This window comes from Microbacterium sp. CFBP 8794, assembly GCF_014841235.1.
Taxonomy (GTDB): Bacteria; Actinomycetota; Actinomycetes; order Actinomycetales; family Microbacteriaceae; genus Microbacterium.
The window spans coordinates 564,090-579,516 of the sequence record NZ_JACYTT010000001.1 but is presented as its reverse complement, the minus strand read 5'-3'; the positions used below and the strand labels follow the sequence as shown (position 1 = coordinate 579,516).

Annotated in this window: 10 protein-coding genes; 6 read left to right on the top strand and 4 right to left on the bottom strand. The window is 67.9% G+C overall.

Annotated elements, in window-relative coordinates:
- The first annotated feature begins 12 nt into the window (after positions 1-12).
- From IFU19_RS02605 to IFU19_RS02585, 5 genes are all read left to right on the top strand, one after another.
- Entirely contained in the window at positions 13-516 is a 504-nt protein-coding gene (locus IFU19_RS02605) for a Jag family protein (protein WP_055832334.1), read from the top strand.
- A gap of 5 nt (positions 517-521) precedes the next feature.
- Entirely contained in the window at positions 522-1,151 is a 630-nt protein-coding gene (rsmG, locus tag IFU19_RS02600; RefSeq protein ID WP_055832337.1) for a 16S rRNA (guanine(527)-N(7))-methyltransferase RsmG, read from the top strand.
- A 4,770-nt stretch (positions 1,152-5,921) separates the two neighbouring features.
- Positions 5,922-6,848 carry a ParA family protein gene (locus tag IFU19_RS02595; protein ID WP_374754284.1) on the top strand — a complete coding sequence of 309 codons (927 nt, stop codon included), beginning with the start codon at positions 5,922-5,924 and terminating at the stop codon, positions 6,846-6,848.
- Positions 6,848-7,819 (top strand): ParB/RepB/Spo0J family partition protein, encoded by a 972-nt coding sequence (locus IFU19_RS02590; protein ID WP_070408912.1) that lies wholly within the window; start codon positions 6,848-6,850, stop codon positions 7,817-7,819. The genes IFU19_RS02595 and IFU19_RS02590 overlap by 1 nt, the downstream gene beginning before the upstream one ends.
- Before the next feature lie 83 nt (positions 7,820-7,902).
- Positions 7,903-8,250, top strand: coding sequence for a tryptophan synthase subunit alpha (locus tag IFU19_RS02585; RefSeq protein WP_192012854.1), 348 nt, complete (start codon positions 7,903-7,905; stop codon positions 8,248-8,250).
- A 186-nt stretch (positions 8,251-8,436) separates the two neighbouring features.
- Here the strand turns inward: IFU19_RS02585 and trxA are convergent, their stop codons facing one another.
- The 4 genes from trxA to IFU19_RS16545 form a co-directional block, all read right to left on the bottom strand.
- A complete protein-coding gene (gene trxA / locus IFU19_RS02580; RefSeq protein WP_055832344.1) occupies positions 8,437-8,760 on the bottom strand; it encodes a thioredoxin in 324 nt (107 codons plus the stop codon).
- A 62-nt stretch (positions 8,761-8,822) separates the two neighbouring features.
- Entirely contained in the window at positions 8,823-9,809 is a 987-nt protein-coding gene (trxB, locus tag IFU19_RS02575) for a thioredoxin-disulfide reductase (protein WP_055832346.1), read from the bottom strand.
- A 73-nt stretch (positions 9,810-9,882) separates the two neighbouring features.
- On the bottom strand, positions 9,883-11,481 hold the full coding sequence (gene murJ / locus IFU19_RS02570; RefSeq protein WP_192012853.1) for a murein biosynthesis integral membrane protein MurJ: 1,599 nt from the start codon (positions 11,479-11,481) through the stop codon (positions 9,883-9,885).
- Positions 11,478-13,727: a DUF6049 family protein gene (locus IFU19_RS16545; RefSeq protein ID WP_192012852.1), complete on the bottom strand. Its 2,250-nt coding sequence runs from the start codon at positions 13,725-13,727 to the stop codon at positions 11,478-11,480. The genes murJ and IFU19_RS16545 overlap by 4 nt, the downstream gene beginning before the upstream one ends.
- Positions 13,728-13,833: 106 nt before the next feature.
- On the opposite strand from IFU19_RS16545, the gene IFU19_RS02560 reads away from it, so the two are divergent.
- On the top strand, positions 13,834-15,348 hold the full coding sequence (locus IFU19_RS02560) for a DUF7059 domain-containing protein (RefSeq protein ID WP_192012851.1): 1,515 nt from the start codon (positions 13,834-13,836) through the stop codon (positions 15,346-15,348).
- The last annotated feature ends 79 nt before the right edge of the window (positions 15,349-15,427 follow it).

Below are 15,427 nucleotides of genomic sequence, written 5' to 3'. Positions count from 1 at the left end.
CGAAAGATCACGATGACGACGTCCGATCAGATCGCACCCGAACAGACCGCCGCCACCGAGGAGCAGCTCGAGCAAGAAGGCGACATCGCTGCCGACTACCTCGAGGGACTCCTCGACATCGCCGACATCGAGGGCGACCTCGCCCTCGATGTACGTGGGGGGCGTGCCTACGTGTCGGTCGAGGCCGATGACGCGGAGGCCCTCTCGACGCTCTCGCACCCCGACACCGTTCAGGCCCTGCAGGAGCTGACGCGCTTGGCCGTGCAGAACTCGACGGGGCGATTCTCTCGGCTCATCCTCGACATCGGCGGTTCGCGTGACGCGCGTCAGCGCCAGCTCGAAGCCCTCGTCGACCTGGCGATCGAGCGGATCAACGAGGGTGCCACACAGGCGTCCCTGCCGGCCATGTCGAGCTACGAGCGCAAACTGGTGCACGACATCGCCGCGGACCGCGGTTACACCTCTGAGTCGTTCGGTGAGGGCGCTGACCGCCACACCGTGCTGCGACGCGGCTGATCAGGATGCCGGAACAGCTCGAGCCTGAGCCGGCGGCAGCGGTCGCGCTGTTCGGCGACCGCATCGACCGTGCGCGGCAGTTCGTCGCCGCTCTCGCCGAGCATGGCGAAGAGAGGGGTCTCATCGGCCCCCAGGAAGTTCCGCGGCTGTGGACCCGCCACGTCCTGAACAGCGCGATCACGGCGCCGTACTTCTCCGGGCGATCGGTGGATGTGGGTTCGGGCGCCGGCCTTCCCGGTCTCGTGCTCGCCATCGCTCGTCCCGACGTCGAATGGACGCTCATCGAACCGATGGAGCGCCGTACGGCGTGGTTGACCGAGCAGGTCGCCGAGCTGGAGCTCGACAACGTGACGGTCGAGCGCATGCGCGCCGAAGAGTGGGCCCGCGGGCGCATCTTCGACGTGGTGACCGCCCGAGCCGTCAGTGCGCTTCGCACCCTCCTGCCCTTCACCGCTCCCCTGGTCCGCCCTGGTGGGAGGCTGGTGTTCCTCAAGGGAGCCAGCGTGGGCGCGGAGATCGAATCGGCCGCCAAACAGGTTCGTAAGCTCGGCCTCACAGACGTCTCGGTCGAGGTCGTGGGCGAGGGTGTGCTCGACGAGCCCACGCGCGTCTTCTTGGCCACCGTCTCGCGCTAGCGTTCGTGGAGGCTCTGAGGGGCTGCAGACGCCGCTGAGAGCCCACGCACGAGCGCGCGGGTGTGCGCGGCGGGTGCAGCACGGATGGTGTGCGCCCGTGGCGGGTATGGAGTGAGGAGCGGACACGGCGGTCGTCAGAGACGACGCTGACGCGAGTTTGTGCCCTTTCCCCACGGTGGCGGTGTGGTGGTCTCGGGCAGCGCCAGGGGCTGTCTTCGGTGCGTGCCTACGCACGATGGTCCAGGGCTGCGGCCGGACCGAGACATCTTGCGGGGAGCCAGCGTTCGCACCATCATTCCCCAATCTATTCAGGTGAATATAGTGGTGGGTGTAGGAAGGTGGGCGGCGCGATGGTCCTCTGGGCGACGATGAGGTCGGCAAGGACGGGTGCATCTGACGCATATCGCGCCGGATGACTTCTGTCAGATGGGGTGCGCGTGGAGCGTTCATCTGCTGCCGCCGTGCGCCTCGTGAGAGACGTGTCTTCTTCTGGATGCCAGACAAGGCACCATTGCGTCCGCGTTCGCCGACGTTGTTCACCACGTCACGTCCTCCCTCGCTCGCACGACCGGTTCGCGTGCGCGGAACGTCGTGAGGTGGGAGGACGCGCTCGAGTCCGAGTTAAGGCGAGAGCTCTGCGGACATGGTCGTCCTCTTCGGTGAGCCTGCGACGAGGCCTGTGGGAATCGAGTCTCGTCGACGGTGAGACGGAACGGGGCACCGTATCGATCTGAAGATCCGCGGACTGGGATGGATCTACTGCGCGGGCGTGACAACGAGACCTCACGAAGCGCGTCTGCCGTGTGCGGTGGAGTTCGGAGGCGTCGACCGTTCTTGCTGCTACAGAGTGTGATGGTGGCTCGGGCGAATGCCCTGGTGCATTTCGCGTACGGGTGGGGAACGTGCTGACCAGTTGCGAGAACGTGGGGCCGTTGTCATGACCCGCACGAAGCGGGGTCCGGGTCTGGTCCGGATGTCGCTGCGTACGCCACGGTGTTCGCAGTTTCACGAGCGTAGGCGGATTCGTTCGAGCCTCTCGCTGCCCCAATGATCCTGCACATGTGAACGTGCCCCACGATGGGTGGGATCCCGTGATGCACGGTGACGATCGTGAGGTGGCGGCTCACGGGCTGTGGAGCCAGCTCGACGCGGTCGTCGTGTGTGGGGCCCGGGGAGGTCTGGGCGTGAGCCGCAAGTCGGTGTTCGACGCTCCCCTGACCGGGGTGTGGGCCTGGGCCAGCGTTGTGCACCGTGCACCGGGTTTTGGAGCGGCGCACGGGAACTCGGTTGTGACCATCAGAGTATTTCGGGGCGGCCAGAGTAGAACGATCATCTTGCATGGCATCGAGTACGGGGGCGGACGGTGACGTGATCTGCGCTTGGTTGAAGCCCGTGTGGGGCGCGCGCTTGCAGGGAGAGGCTAAGGGGTCAGCGAGAGGTGACCAGCAGGCGCGGGTATGCGGTGTCACTCTCGTGTTCCACGTGAAGCATCTCGACTCTCTGGCTTGCTGTTGAACCGGCCCGTGTGTGTTTCACGTGAAACATTGAAGTTCGGGTCGAGAAGGTGGCAGGAGAGAGCGTCGGTGTCGGGTTGATCCCGCATGAGCACATCGCCTAGCTCTCGTCTCGCGGGCGCGGAATCGCGGCAGAGAATCAACGGTCGGGACGCTCCCCCGCCCATTGCTGCGCGCCCAGGCGCTCCCCGTTGGACTGGGTTGTAGTTTCGGCCCGACACGCGGATCGGTCGGTATGGGCTGGCCTTTCGGTTGCCTCTGCCCAAGACGTTGGTTCCAGCGGGGCGTCTTGAACCTTCCGAATGGTCGGTCCTGTGCGGGCGGCGCAAGTGTGTGCGGCTTGATCCGCGCGACGCCTTTCACGGGAGGTGGGAGGCTTGCGCAATGAGCGATGGCGGTGCCCTGACTTACCGCGGTCAGAGATGACTCGGTCAGCCGCCGGGAGTCTGGCCTGCTTCGCTACAGCCCTGGTCTCAACCAGTCGTTCTCCCAACAAGCCGTCTCGCCGGAGGGATCGACGTGACGGAGGGTGGGTTGTGATGAGATGCCTCCCGTGGACTGGCGACGTGGTCCGGCGGCTGATTCGGATGAGGACGTGATCTCCTCACGGTCGCGGACTCACTGACCGCGGCCGTCATCGACCGGCACGGTGCCAGCCGAACGGTGCACAATAGGCCGACGCGCGCCCCGCAGAACCACTCGGCGTCTCGTGTGGAGGTCGCCGCTGCGTAGAGAGCTCGGCATGGAGTTGACGGTGCATGGAAGGCGACACCGAAGTAGTCGAATCCGGACGAGTGCCATTCCGGGCAATCGAGGCTCGGCCCGGCTCGAAGGGGCCATCCCCCGGAGCCACCGTGCCGGTCGTGTGTGCCGGCTAATGCGATGTGCTGGGCGGTGCGACGTGCGGGGACGTACGTCGTGCCGCGACGTCTTTCGTGCCGGACCTATGTCGTGCAGGGAGATGCACCGCGCGGCGAAGTGTGTTGTCGCAGCCGCGCCCAGATGCGGTCGGGAGCACTTTCATGCGCACTGGCTGCAGCATCGGTGGCGGGACAGCGCACTGGGAAGGTCGGACGACGCCGTACCCTCCGCTCCGGTGGATGCTCCCCTGCATGGATCGAGAGACGGTCGCGGCGTACTCCGGCTTCTGCGCGGCTCAGAGATCGGCGTCGTCCGACACGCTGAGGCGCCCGCGCTTTGCTGCGCCGCGACTACCCCGCGATGGGCGCAGACAGGAGAGCGCGCGAGTGGCTGTGCGGGTCGCGTCGCTGCGACTCGGCCAGGTCATGCGTGAGGGTGGCGAACCAGTGCCGTAGTTCTTCGGCTCGAGAACGTGAGAGCACCGAAGTGACGTCACTTCGGGAGTATCGGCGCACGAGATCACGGGGCCAGATGCCGGTGAAGGCGTTCACCTTTCCGACACGGATAGATGTTTCTCGAGCCCCCACGAGCACCGCGGGTGTCCAGTGCTGAGCCCCGTCGGATCCGAGGAACTCTTGGCCACTTGGCGAGGCGTCAGGTCCACGTCCACGGGTATAACGCCGAGGTCCGAGGCGTTGAATGACAGTCCATGTTTCACGTGAAACATCGCGTATGTCGCCGGCCGATAGATCCGCCGCATTGCACCAGTACGCGGCGCACAGGGAGCCCCGCCTTCCCGCGCCCGTCTACGACAGGGATCGCGTCGTGAAGCGCGTTGGCCATCGCCATGCTGGAGCGGGTCGGAATTCAGATGCTGTCTGAGCGTCGATCGGGGACCCACCGGGAACGCGGCTTGACCAGTGACCGCCGAGCTCGCGGACGCTGCACGTGTCTGCTGCATCAGAATGCTCTGGGCGAGCTCCGTGCGCGTCGGGGATGACGCGAAGGACGGACCCCACTCCCCCGACGGTGGACGAGCATCCCAGTTCGCTGCCTCCCCAAGTGACCGGCGTCGACTCGCACATAACGGACGGAGATCGTCGTGCAAGCTGTGATCGAGGCCCGACTATGCGCTCGCGTGGGGCGCTGGACTGCTCAGAGAAGGCGCATCAGCGGACCACGATCGACGCCGTTCTGGACACCAGTGCTCCGAACGGAGAGACGAGCCTCATGATGCACCGGCTTCGTTACCCACCGATGCGTGCCGCAGTGGAGTCGACGGGCGCAATCGCCCGTTGTAGGCTCTCGCTCCGGCGGCAGCGGGACGCGATGATTGTCGACTGACTAGAGTGTTCTGAGATCGGGCGATGGTGCCGAATAGAACGGCCTCCTTCCCAGCAGTCGAGGTCCGGATGGGAAGTGAACCGAGCGAATGATGCGCAGGCGCCAGACTGGGCGATGTTTGACGTGAAACACTGAGCGATCGAACGCGCGCAGAGCGGTCTTGACCGGACGCTGCGCCGGGATGAACATCGCCGTTCGGAGCCAGTCGACGGGGAACTGGGTAGCCTCAAGCAAACCCCAAGCGCGCGGGATGCCGCCCTATTGCCGCAATCTCGGGTTTGGATGGACGGGGCGGGATGTTTCACGTGAAACGGTCTCGCATGCGTGCCACCCGTGGTGTCACACCGCTGCCTGCGGTCATCGTTACGACACCGCGCTTCCGGCGGTGCCCCGCACTCCGCTCGGATCTGGCTGGAGGCCCTGTCGAGCCCTTTCAGGACGAGAGCAGACGCCTTGATTCACAGGTTGGTGGCAGCTCACTCATCAGTGGCCAGCGGATGAGAACGAGCCACGCACTCACTTTCAGGCAGCAGCGATGGCTGATGTTTCACGTGAAACACATCGGTCCGCGGTCTCCAATGCCACGCGCATTTTTCGGTCGGGCGCAGCCACGCCGTACAGAACGCAACCCCGCGTGAACCGGTGAGCATGGATTCTGTTGCGAGATGAGAGCTGTCAGAGTCGGCGGATCGCATCACCACGTGCCTGCACTGTTAACCCTCCGCTCCGTGAAGCCAATCGGGCAGGCACCTCGCGTGTCGTGGAAGTCGTCCGCTCAAAGTTGCCCGCAGCGAGCTGTGCGGGCAGCTCACCTCTTCAGCCGAGACGTCGTGCCCCATGATCCCGCCACGCAGGACACCGCAGGAAAGCTCGGGTATCACCCATGGACGGAGCGATGGACGATCAGCGTGATGGCGGGAAGAGGATAGCTGTCCGTAGAGAGAGGTGGACCGGAACAACCCAGTCGAGTGATGGTCGTTGCACAAATGACGGTCCCACCCGGGTATCCGGGGATGGCGCGAGTAGACTGAGCAAGTTCGGCAACGGAGAGGTGTTTCACGTGAAACAGTCCGATGGGGCATCTGCGTCCTCTTCCTTCGAGGACTCCCCCATCGCTCGTGAGATCGCTGATCTTTCCGCGCGACGTCGCGCCCTTGACTCGCGAGAGGTGGAGCTGTCGGGACGCACTCGCGTCTTCACCGTCTCGAACCAGAAGGGCGGCGTAGGGAAGACAACGACCGCGGTAAACGTGGCCGCCGCTCTCGTGTCGATCGGGGCTCGCGTCCTCGTGATCGATCTCGATCCGCAGGGCAATGCGTCGACCGCTTTGGGGGTCGCTCACAACGCTGAGACGCCGAGTGTGTACGACGTTCTCATCGACGATTTCCCGCTCGCCGACATCGTGCAGACGAGCCCGGAGTCACCGAATCTTCTGTGCGCACCGAGCACGATTCACCTCGCCGGCGCTGAGATCGAGCTTGTTTCGCAGGTTGCTCGGGAGCACCGACTGCGCGGAGCTCTCCGCGACTACCTCGCGATCGACGACAACCACCTCGACTTCGTCATCATCGACTGCCCGCCGTCCCTGGGCCTGCTGACCATCAACGCGTTCACCGCCGCCGATGAGGTCATGATCCCCATTCAGTGCGAGTACTACGCGCTCGAGGGCCTGAGTCAGCTTCTGGGCAGCGTGCAGATGATTCAGAAGCACCTCAATCCTTCGCTCCACGTCTCGACGATCCTGTTGACGATGTACGACGGCCGTACGCGTCTCGCTCAGCAGGTCGCCGAAGAAGTGCGTTCGCATTTCACCCACGAGGTCCTCGACACGGTGATTCCCCGATCGGTGCGCGTCTCCGAGGCGCCGAGCTTCGGTCAGACGGTCATCGCGTACGATGGCCAATCAGCGGGGGCCATCGCTTACCGTGAGGCGGCGGTCGAGATCGTCGCGCGCGACACCACGAAGAAGGATTCCTGATGGCGAAGAGAACCGGTCTGGGTCGCGGTATCGGCGCCCTCATTCCCACCGCAGAGCCGTCGGAGTCCCGTCCGGTCGACGTCTTCTTCCCCGGTGCGTCGAGCTCGTCGACGGCGGAGTCCGCGGAGAAGACTGACGCATCTGCCGAGGCAGATGGTCTCGTCACGGTCCCGGGCGCGCGGCTCGTGCACATCGACCCCAAGTTGATCGTTCCCAACCCGCGTCAACCGCGCACGCACTTCGACTCCGACGATCTCGCTGAGCTCGTCCACTCCGTGCGCGAGTTCGGCGTGCTGCAGCCCGTCGTGGTCCGGGACAAGGGCGACGGCACCTATGAGCTCATCATGGGCGAGCGCCGCACCCGCGCGTCTCGCGAGGCAGGCCTCGACACCATCCCCGCGGTGGTCCGTGAGACCGAAGACGAGTACCTGCTGCGTGATGCTCTGCTCGAGAACCTTCACCGTTCCCAACTGAATCCGTTGGAAGAAGCGTCGGCGTACCAGCAGCTGCTCGAGGATTTCGGGATCACGCAGGAGGAACTCGCCACGAGGATCGGCCGGTCGCGCCCGCAGATCAGCAATACGATCCGCCTGTTGAAGCTGCCCGTCCCCGTTCAGCAGCGAGTGGCGGCCGGAGTCCTGAGTGCCGGACACGCCCGCGCCATCCTGTCGCTCGACGACCCGCGTGAGATGCAGAAGCTCGCCGACAAGATCGTGAACGAGGATCTGTCTGTGCGCGCGGCCGAAGCCGCGGCGAAGATGCCCGGGGTGGCGCCGGTGCGGCAGAAACCGCAGGCAGGCTCGCGTCGTGCAGGCCTCGACGAGGTCGCCGAGCGTTTGGGCGATCGGTTCGACACGAAGGTCCGCGTCTCTCTCACCGCGAAAAAAGGCCAGATCAGCATCGATTTCGCCTCAATCCAGGATCTGAACCGGATCCTGGCGACCCTGGGCGAAGACGGGTACACGGGCTGAGACCCACCCCACAGGTGCGCACACTTGTGCACACCCGGGCGCCAGACGATCCCGGTGTCGGTGGCTCGACGTAACCTGGATGGGTGACTTCGAACGACCAAAACCCTCGCCGTCGTGCCAGCCTGGAGCTGCTGCGTGCCGAGGCGTCCGACGAACTCGCGGTGCTGATTCACGAACGCCTGCGGGGCGGCGAAGATCCCTGGGACTTCATGGAAGACCTGCCGAACGTGGATGAACTCGTGGTCCTCACTCTGCGGGCCGAGAACATCACAGAGAACGGCGGCGTTCGCCCCAATCGCGCCCGCAACTACCGTGTGCTCCGTCAGATCGCCCTCGACTATCCGGCTCTGACGCGGGCTGTGTGGCGCATCCTGGGCGAAGAAGAGTCGAACCGGGTGTGGGACGCCAGCGCTCGACTCGACGCCTCCTGACGGCGGGAGACCCCCGCGCCGGCGAAGCCGGCACCGCTTTGCGTCGGGCACCGACCGCGTTCCGTCGAGCGGCGGTCGCGTACCGGCATCCCTCTCTCGACGTGTGGGCACCTCGGCAGGGCTGTCCCTTCCGAAAACGACGAATCCCCGACGCCGTGGCGCCGGGGATTCGATGATCGCGGGGACTCAGCCGAGGAACGGCGCGAGGTCCTGCTCGAGTGCGTACTTGGGCTTCGCGCCGATGATGGTCGTCTTGACCTCACCGCCCTGGAAGACCTTCATCGCGGGGATGGAGGTGATCTGGTACTTCATCGCGAGGTCGGGGTTCTCGTCGACGTTGAGCTTGAGGATCGTGATCTTGCCCGAGTTCTCGTTCTGGATCTCGTCGAGGACGGGGGCGACCATGCGACACGGTCCGCACCACTCGGCCCAGAAGTCCACGAGAACGGGTCCGTCAGCCTGCAGGACGTCCTGCTCGAACGTTGCGGAGGTCGTCGCCTTGGCAGTCATTGCATATCTCCTTAGATGGAAGCTTCAGTGAATGAAAACGCTGGTGAGCGTTCTTTTGTTCCTCAGACGACAGCGGCGTCGGGAAGGCCCTCGATGGGGCTCTCCGCGACCGCGGGCTCGCCGGCCTCGCCGCGGGCGGCGAGGAAGTGTTCCACGTCGAGGGCAGCGACGGTACCGCTGCCGGCGGCCGTGATGGCCTGGCGGTAGGTCGGGTCGATGACGTCGCCGGCGGCGAAGACACCCTCGACCGACGTGCGCGAGGAACGGCCGTCGACCCAGATGGTGCCCTGGTCGGTGAGCTGCAGCTTGTCGTGCACGAGGTGGGTGCGGGGGTCGTTGCCGATGGCGACGAACAGACCGTCGAGGGGGAGCTCGCTCACGGTGTCGTCCACCGTCGAGCGCAGGCGCACACCGTTCACGGCGTCGTCGCCCAGGATCTCGTCGACCGCGGAGTTCCAGATGAACTCGATCTTGGGGTTCGCGAAGGCACGCTCCTGCATGATCTTCGACGCCCGCAGCGAGTCCTTGCGGTGGATGATGTAGACCTTCGACGCGAACTTGGTGAGGAAGTTCGCCTCTTCCATGGCGGAGTCGCCGCCGCCGACGACGGCGATGGTGCGGTCACGGAAGAAGAAGCCGTCGCACGTGGCGCACCACGAGACGCCGCGGCCCGAGAGGCGCTCTTCGCCCTCGAGTCCGAGCTTGCGGTACGCGGAGCCGGTGGCGTAGATGACCGAGATAGCCTCTTCGACCTTGCCGCTGCCGAGCGTGACGGTCTTGACGGGGCCGTCGAGCTGGAGCGACACGACGTCGTCGTACAACACCTGCGCTCCGAAGCGTTCGGCCTGCGCCTGCATCTTGGCCATGAGGTCAGGACCCTGGATGCCGTCGGGGAAGCCGGGGAAGTTCTCGACCTCGGTCGTGTTCATGAGGTCGCCGCCGGCTTCGACGGAACTCGCGACGACGAGGGGCTCGAGGTTGGCTCGGGCGGCGTAGATTGCGGCGGTATAGCCGGCGGGGCCCGATCCGATGATGATGACGTGACGCACGGTAGCGCGTTCCCTTCGTTGATTCCGTCGGATGAAACCCATGGTAGCCCCGGGATATTCCGGGAACCCGGGGCTAGCGGCGGGGGAGGAAGCGTCGGCCCAGGGCGAGCGCCGGCGCGAGCTCGGGGGTGCGGAAGAGCGCCAGGATGCCGAGGTACACCGCGAGCACGACGGAGCCGACGATGGCGGCACCTGCCGCTCCCGCGAGGGCGCTGCTGGTCGTCCACCCGTCCGCGCCGCCGAGCAGCAGCAGCACGCCGTACCCGGCGGCCGCCGCCGGAAGAGCGGCCAACGCGAACCTGCCGAGGGCGAGCAGCCACGATGCCGTTCCGATGCCGGACAGGCGACGGTGCAGCAGCACGGTGGCGACGACGACCTGCACGACGCTGGCGATGGACTGGGTCAGGGCCACACCCGCCGCCAGCTCGCCGCGACCGAGAACGGCACTGGCGAGGACTGCGCCGCCGGCGACGAGGGCGCACTGGAGAAGCGTGAAGAAGAAGGGTGTGCGCGTGTCGTTGTACGCGTAGAAGGTGCGCTGTACGACGAACAGCACGGCGAGGGGCACGAGGCAGACCAGGAAGCACAGCAGCACCGGTGCCGCGGCAACGGCCTGCTCCGCGTTCGTGGTGAAGATGCGGCTGGCGGGAACCGCGGCGACGGCGAGGGCCGCGGCCGACGCGACGATGAAGAAGCCGAGCGTGCGGATGCTGCGCGAGATGTCCGCGCGCACCTGGTCGTGGCGACCCGCGGCCGCGTGCTCGCTGAGCTGGGTGAAGTACGGCGTTCCGATGGACAGCACGATGATCGAATACGGGAGCATGAACAGCAGCCACGCGTTCTGAGAGGCGAAGATGGCGGGGTCGTTCCCCGAGGCGCCCGAGAGCACGTTGGATTGCACGATGCCGGCGAGCTGACCCGCCACGACCATCAGGAAGGTCCAGCCCGCGAGACGCCCGATGTGGCGTAGGCCCACGCCCTTCCACTGGAAGTCGGGCCGCAGCGTGAGCCCCGCCCGCCGCCAGAAGAACAGCAGCACCAGGGTCTGCACGACGATGCCGGCGGTGGCGGTGCCGGCGAGCGTCGCGATCATCGAGGGCGTCCACGCCGCGACGCGATCCTGCGGGCCGCTGAAGATCAGGATGAAGACGCCGAACCCGGCGATCGAGATGACGTTGTTGACGATCGGCGCCCACGTGTACGGCCCGAAGACGCGCCGGGCGTTCAGGATCTCGCCCAGCAGTGCGTACAGACCGTAGAAGAAGACCTGCGGAAGGCACCAGTAGGCGAAGGCGGTCGACAGTGCCAGCTGATCGTCGGTGAACTTGCTCGCGTACACCTGCACCAACAGGGGCGCGGCGACCATGGCGAGCGCGGTGGCCCCCAGCAGGCCCACCGTGCCCAGCGTGAAGAGCTTGGAGACGAATGCCTGGCCGCCGTCGGCGTGCGCTGCCGCCTTGACGATCTGCGGGACGACCACGGCGGTCAGCAGACCCGTCGAGATGATCGCGTAGATGTTGTTGGGCAGCTGGTTCGCGACGGCGAAGGCGTCACCCGCGCCACCGATCGAACCGATGGCCGCGACGAGCACGATGGTGCGCAGCAGACCGGTCAGGCGCGACGCGATGGTCCCCGCTCCGATGAGCACACTCGCCCGTCCGATACTGCTCACGGGCGGTTCTCCTCGGTGAAGTCGGATGACAGCGGCTCGGTGCCGTCGTCGTCGGTGTCGGGGGCACTGTCGTCCGATGCCGGGCTGCGCCCATCGGCATCCGGGCTCTTGCGCACGATGCTGCCGTCGGCCGGGGGCTCGGCATCCGGAGTCTCGTCGCCCTCGGTGCGCGTTCGACGGCGACGGGCGATGGTGCGCACGACGCCGAGACTCAGGAACGCCACGATCAGCAGGATGATGACGATGAGGCCGATGCTCTCCCACTCGGCCCGCACCTCGACGTCGACCACCTGCGGCGAGCCCACGGCTTCTCCGGTGGGGCTGTAGAGCCGCAGGGCGACGCTGACCTCGCCGTTGGCGATGCGTGCCTCGACGGGGACCTCGACGCGCGTGTTGGCCGAGGCCTGAGCGTTGACGGTCGTGCGCGGCTGCACGCGGAGCCGCACGTCGTTGGGGTCCACGGCCATCACGACCGTGACGGGCCAGGGCAGGTCGTTGCGCACCCACGGCCGCAGCGGCGCGCTGGAACTCACGAGTCGGAAATCCGACGACAGGATGCCGACGGAATCGAGCGTCGTACGCGTCGCGGCGCGGTGGTCCGAGACGGCCTTGCGGGCGGCATCCCCCGTCCACGACACGTTCATCACCTGGAGGACTTCGGCGCGCTCGCGTCCGGTGAGCAGCTCGGGCTGGTCGAGGATCGTCGCGAAACGGTCGATGACCTGCTCATCGGCGACCAGATCGGCGACATCGGTGACGCGGGCGGTGTCGACCGTCGCCTCGGCGAGGGTGGTCTCGGATGCCGGGATCGTCGACACCGCGGCGAGCGTGGAGCTGCTGTACCCCGGCGCCGTCGCGACGAGGCCCAGGGTCGCGCGGAGACTCACGCGCGAGCGGTCGGTGCCGCGGTCGAGGATGGCGAGGACGGGCTGATCACCGGTGGTCGCGCGAGCCAGGGCGAGGTAGGCCTGCGCGGCCGCGAGCGCCGACCCCCGTCGGGTCGTGTCGTTCTGTCCGGCGGCGTCGGCGAGAGCACGCGAGACCTCGGCGTCGTAGACGGGGGTGGATACGCCTGCCACGGCGGCGGCGGCCTGACGTGCGCCCCCGACCACGCTGGTCGACGGCACCAGCACGTGGGCGGGCTGATCGGCGGTCCCGAGGGCACCGAGGGCGGTGACGGTGTCGGCGCCGGCGGATTCGGTCGCGGGCCAGAAGACGTTCGGGGTGGCGGAACCGATGTCGAGCAGCGACGTCAGCGACGGGTAGGACGGCTGGCCCGGCGTCGCCGATGTCGACGGATCGGGCGTCGACACCGCCGAGACGGCGGGCGCGGGCTGGGTGAAGTCGGCGGCCGTCATATACGACTGCAGCGACGTCGGTGAGAGGGGGGCGGTGAGGCCGGCCCGCAGCTGCGCGGCGATGTCGGCGTCACCGAACTGCAGTGCGAAGCGGTTGTTGGGCAGCGCCAGCAGACGCTGCAGCCAGGCCACGGCGGTGGGGGGTGCGGCCGAGCCGAGAACCCGGATCGCCGCGGGGATGGCGGGATCGACCGCGAGGGTCGCCCCGGTTCCGTCGACCGCATCGAGTTGGGCCGAGAGAGCGCCGTCGACCGCGGTGAGCTCCGCCAGTTCGCTCGCGCTCAGCAGCCCCCGGGTCATCGGTGCGGCCGTGATGGGAACGACGAGGGCGACGGGTGTCTGGGCGCCCGCGTCATTCGGAACGACGACCACGGTCGGGGTGCGCAGACCCGCGCCGTCGGCCGTCACGCGCACCGGGTAGACGCCCGCCGCGCGTCCGGCCAGCGCGGCGTCGGTCGCCGGCACCGACAGCGCCGTGGTGGTCTGGGCGCCGGAGGCGGTGGCATCCATCGATCCGGTGGCGACCTGCTGCAGGGTGACCCCGGTGGTGTCGCCGCCGAGCCAGCGCTCGAGGGCCGCGTCGTCGCTCAGGGGCGCCGTTCCCAGCTGCAGGCCGACGGGGGTCGCGACGGCCGACCCGGAACCCGCCGCCAGGGTCACGGCGACCGTCAGCGCCTCACCGGGGCGCAGGATGCCGTTGGCGACGGGTGCGGCCGACAGGACGGCCGGCGTCGTCGAGGCCGACGGCGAGGGGCTCGGTGCGGCAGCCGCGGCGGGCATCGCCGGGACCGCGAGTCCGAACGCCAGGGCGCCGGCGGCGAGGGTCGCCAGCAGCCGGCGCGTGAGGGAGCGCCGCGGCACGGGTGAGCCCGGAGGCTGGGAGGTCACGTTCATACGAGCGTCGGTGGAACGAGGGGGCCTCGCACCGCGTTGAGTCTAGGCCCGCGCACCTCGGAGCCCCCCGATAGCCCCGCACAGACGGTTGAATGGACCGGTGCTCCCCGAACCCGACGCCCTGCTGTGCCGCGCCCTCGCCGACGACCTCCGTGCGGCGGGCTTCGCCAGCGCTGCACTGAGAGAGGCGTGGGGGGCCCAGGCCGACGACGCTCTCGCCCGCGGCCTGCGTCGCCCCGCCACGCGCGCGCTGGGTGACCGGGGTGACGCGTTGGCCGTGCTGGGACGCCTCTGGGGTCTGGGACTGCCCGTGGCACGCGGCGACGTCGAGGCGGCGCTGCCCGCGCTGCGCGTCGACGGAGCCGTGACTCTGGGGCTCATCGAGGTGTCGGGCGATGCGGTCACCCCGGCGGTGCTGCTGCGCCCGCAGGGGTTCTCCGACGACCAGGGCGACGTCGAATGGTGGATCGCGAGCGATCTCGACGAGTCGGCGCTCGAGGGCCCGCTCCCCGAGAACCACGTGCTCGGGGTGGGGGGCGCCTCCGAGACCCTCGCGCGGCTGCAGCTCACGCGTCGCGCGCACACCGCCCTCGATCTCGGCACGGGGTGCGGCATCCAGGCCCTGCGGTTGCGCCGTCTGGTCGACCACGTCGTCGCGACCGACATCTCGGAGCGCGCGCTGCGGTTCACCCGGCTGAACGCCCTGCTCAACGACGTCGACGGCATCGAGACGCGGCACGGCTCGCTCTTCGACCCCGTCGCCGGCGAGACGTTCGACCGCGTGGCCTCCAATCCCCCGTTCGTCATCACTCCGCGCGTGGCCGGTGTTCCGGCGTACGAATACCGTGACGGTGGTCTCGAAGGCGACGCGCTCGTCGCGTCGGTCATGGGCGGTGTGGGCGCGCACCTGTCCCCCGGCGGTGTCGCGCAGTCGCTCGGCAACTGGGAGTACCGCGAGGGCGAGTCGGGACTTGATCGGGTGCGCGACTGGATCGGAACGTCGATGGACGCCTGGGTCGTCGAACGGCAGGTGCTCGATCCGCTCGCCTACGCCGAACTGTGGGTGCGCGACGGCGGCACGGTCGCCGGCACCCCCGCGTACGCGCGGCTGATCGACGCCTGGCTTGACGACTTCGCCGAGCGGGGGGTGACCGGCATCGGTTTCGGCTACATGCTCGTGCGCAAGCCTCTCGCCGGAGCCCCCACGCTCGCCCGCTTCGAGCGGGTCGACGGCGGCGGCGAGGCGTGGTTCGGATCGCACCTGGCCGCCTGCCTCGCCGCGCACGATCGCGCGGCGCTGCTCGACGACGAGAGCCTGGCCGACAGCGTGCTGCGCGTCGCCCCCGACGTGACCGAGGCTCGGCACCACCGACCGGGTGAAGAGGACCCCTCGGTCATCGAGCTGCGCCAGGGCGGGGGCTTCGCGCGCACGCTCGAGGTCGACCCCGCGTTGGCGGCGCTCGTGGGCGCGTGCGACGGCGATCTGTCGGTGGGCGTGCTCGTCGACGCGATCGCGCAGCTGCTCGAGGTGGATGCCGAGGCCCTCCGCGCCGACCTGCTCCCGCGTGTGCGTGAGTTGCTGGTGACCGGGTTCGTGGACTTCGCCGACGACTAACGCCCGCCGGTGTCTGCGGACAGGGTGCCGTCGGCCCTCGCGTCTGGCGCGGAGCACGTCTGCGGTGGCTGTCGGCGGC

Coding starts and splice junctions, on each gene's coding strand:
- IFU19_RS02605 (WP_055832334.1), top strand. CDS start 13: ATGACGACGTCCGATCAGATCGCACCCGAACAGACCGCCGCCACCGAG.
- rsmG (WP_055832337.1), top strand. CDS start 522: ATGCCGGAACAGCTCGAGCCTGAGCCGGCGGCAGCGGTCGCGCTGTTC.
- IFU19_RS02590 (WP_070408912.1), top strand. CDS start 6,848: ATGGCGAAGAGAACCGGTCTGGGTCGCGGTATCGGCGCCCTCATTCCC.
- trxA (WP_055832344.1), bottom strand. CDS start 8,760: ATGACTGCCAAGGCGACGACCTCCGCAACGTTCGAGCAGGACGTCCTG.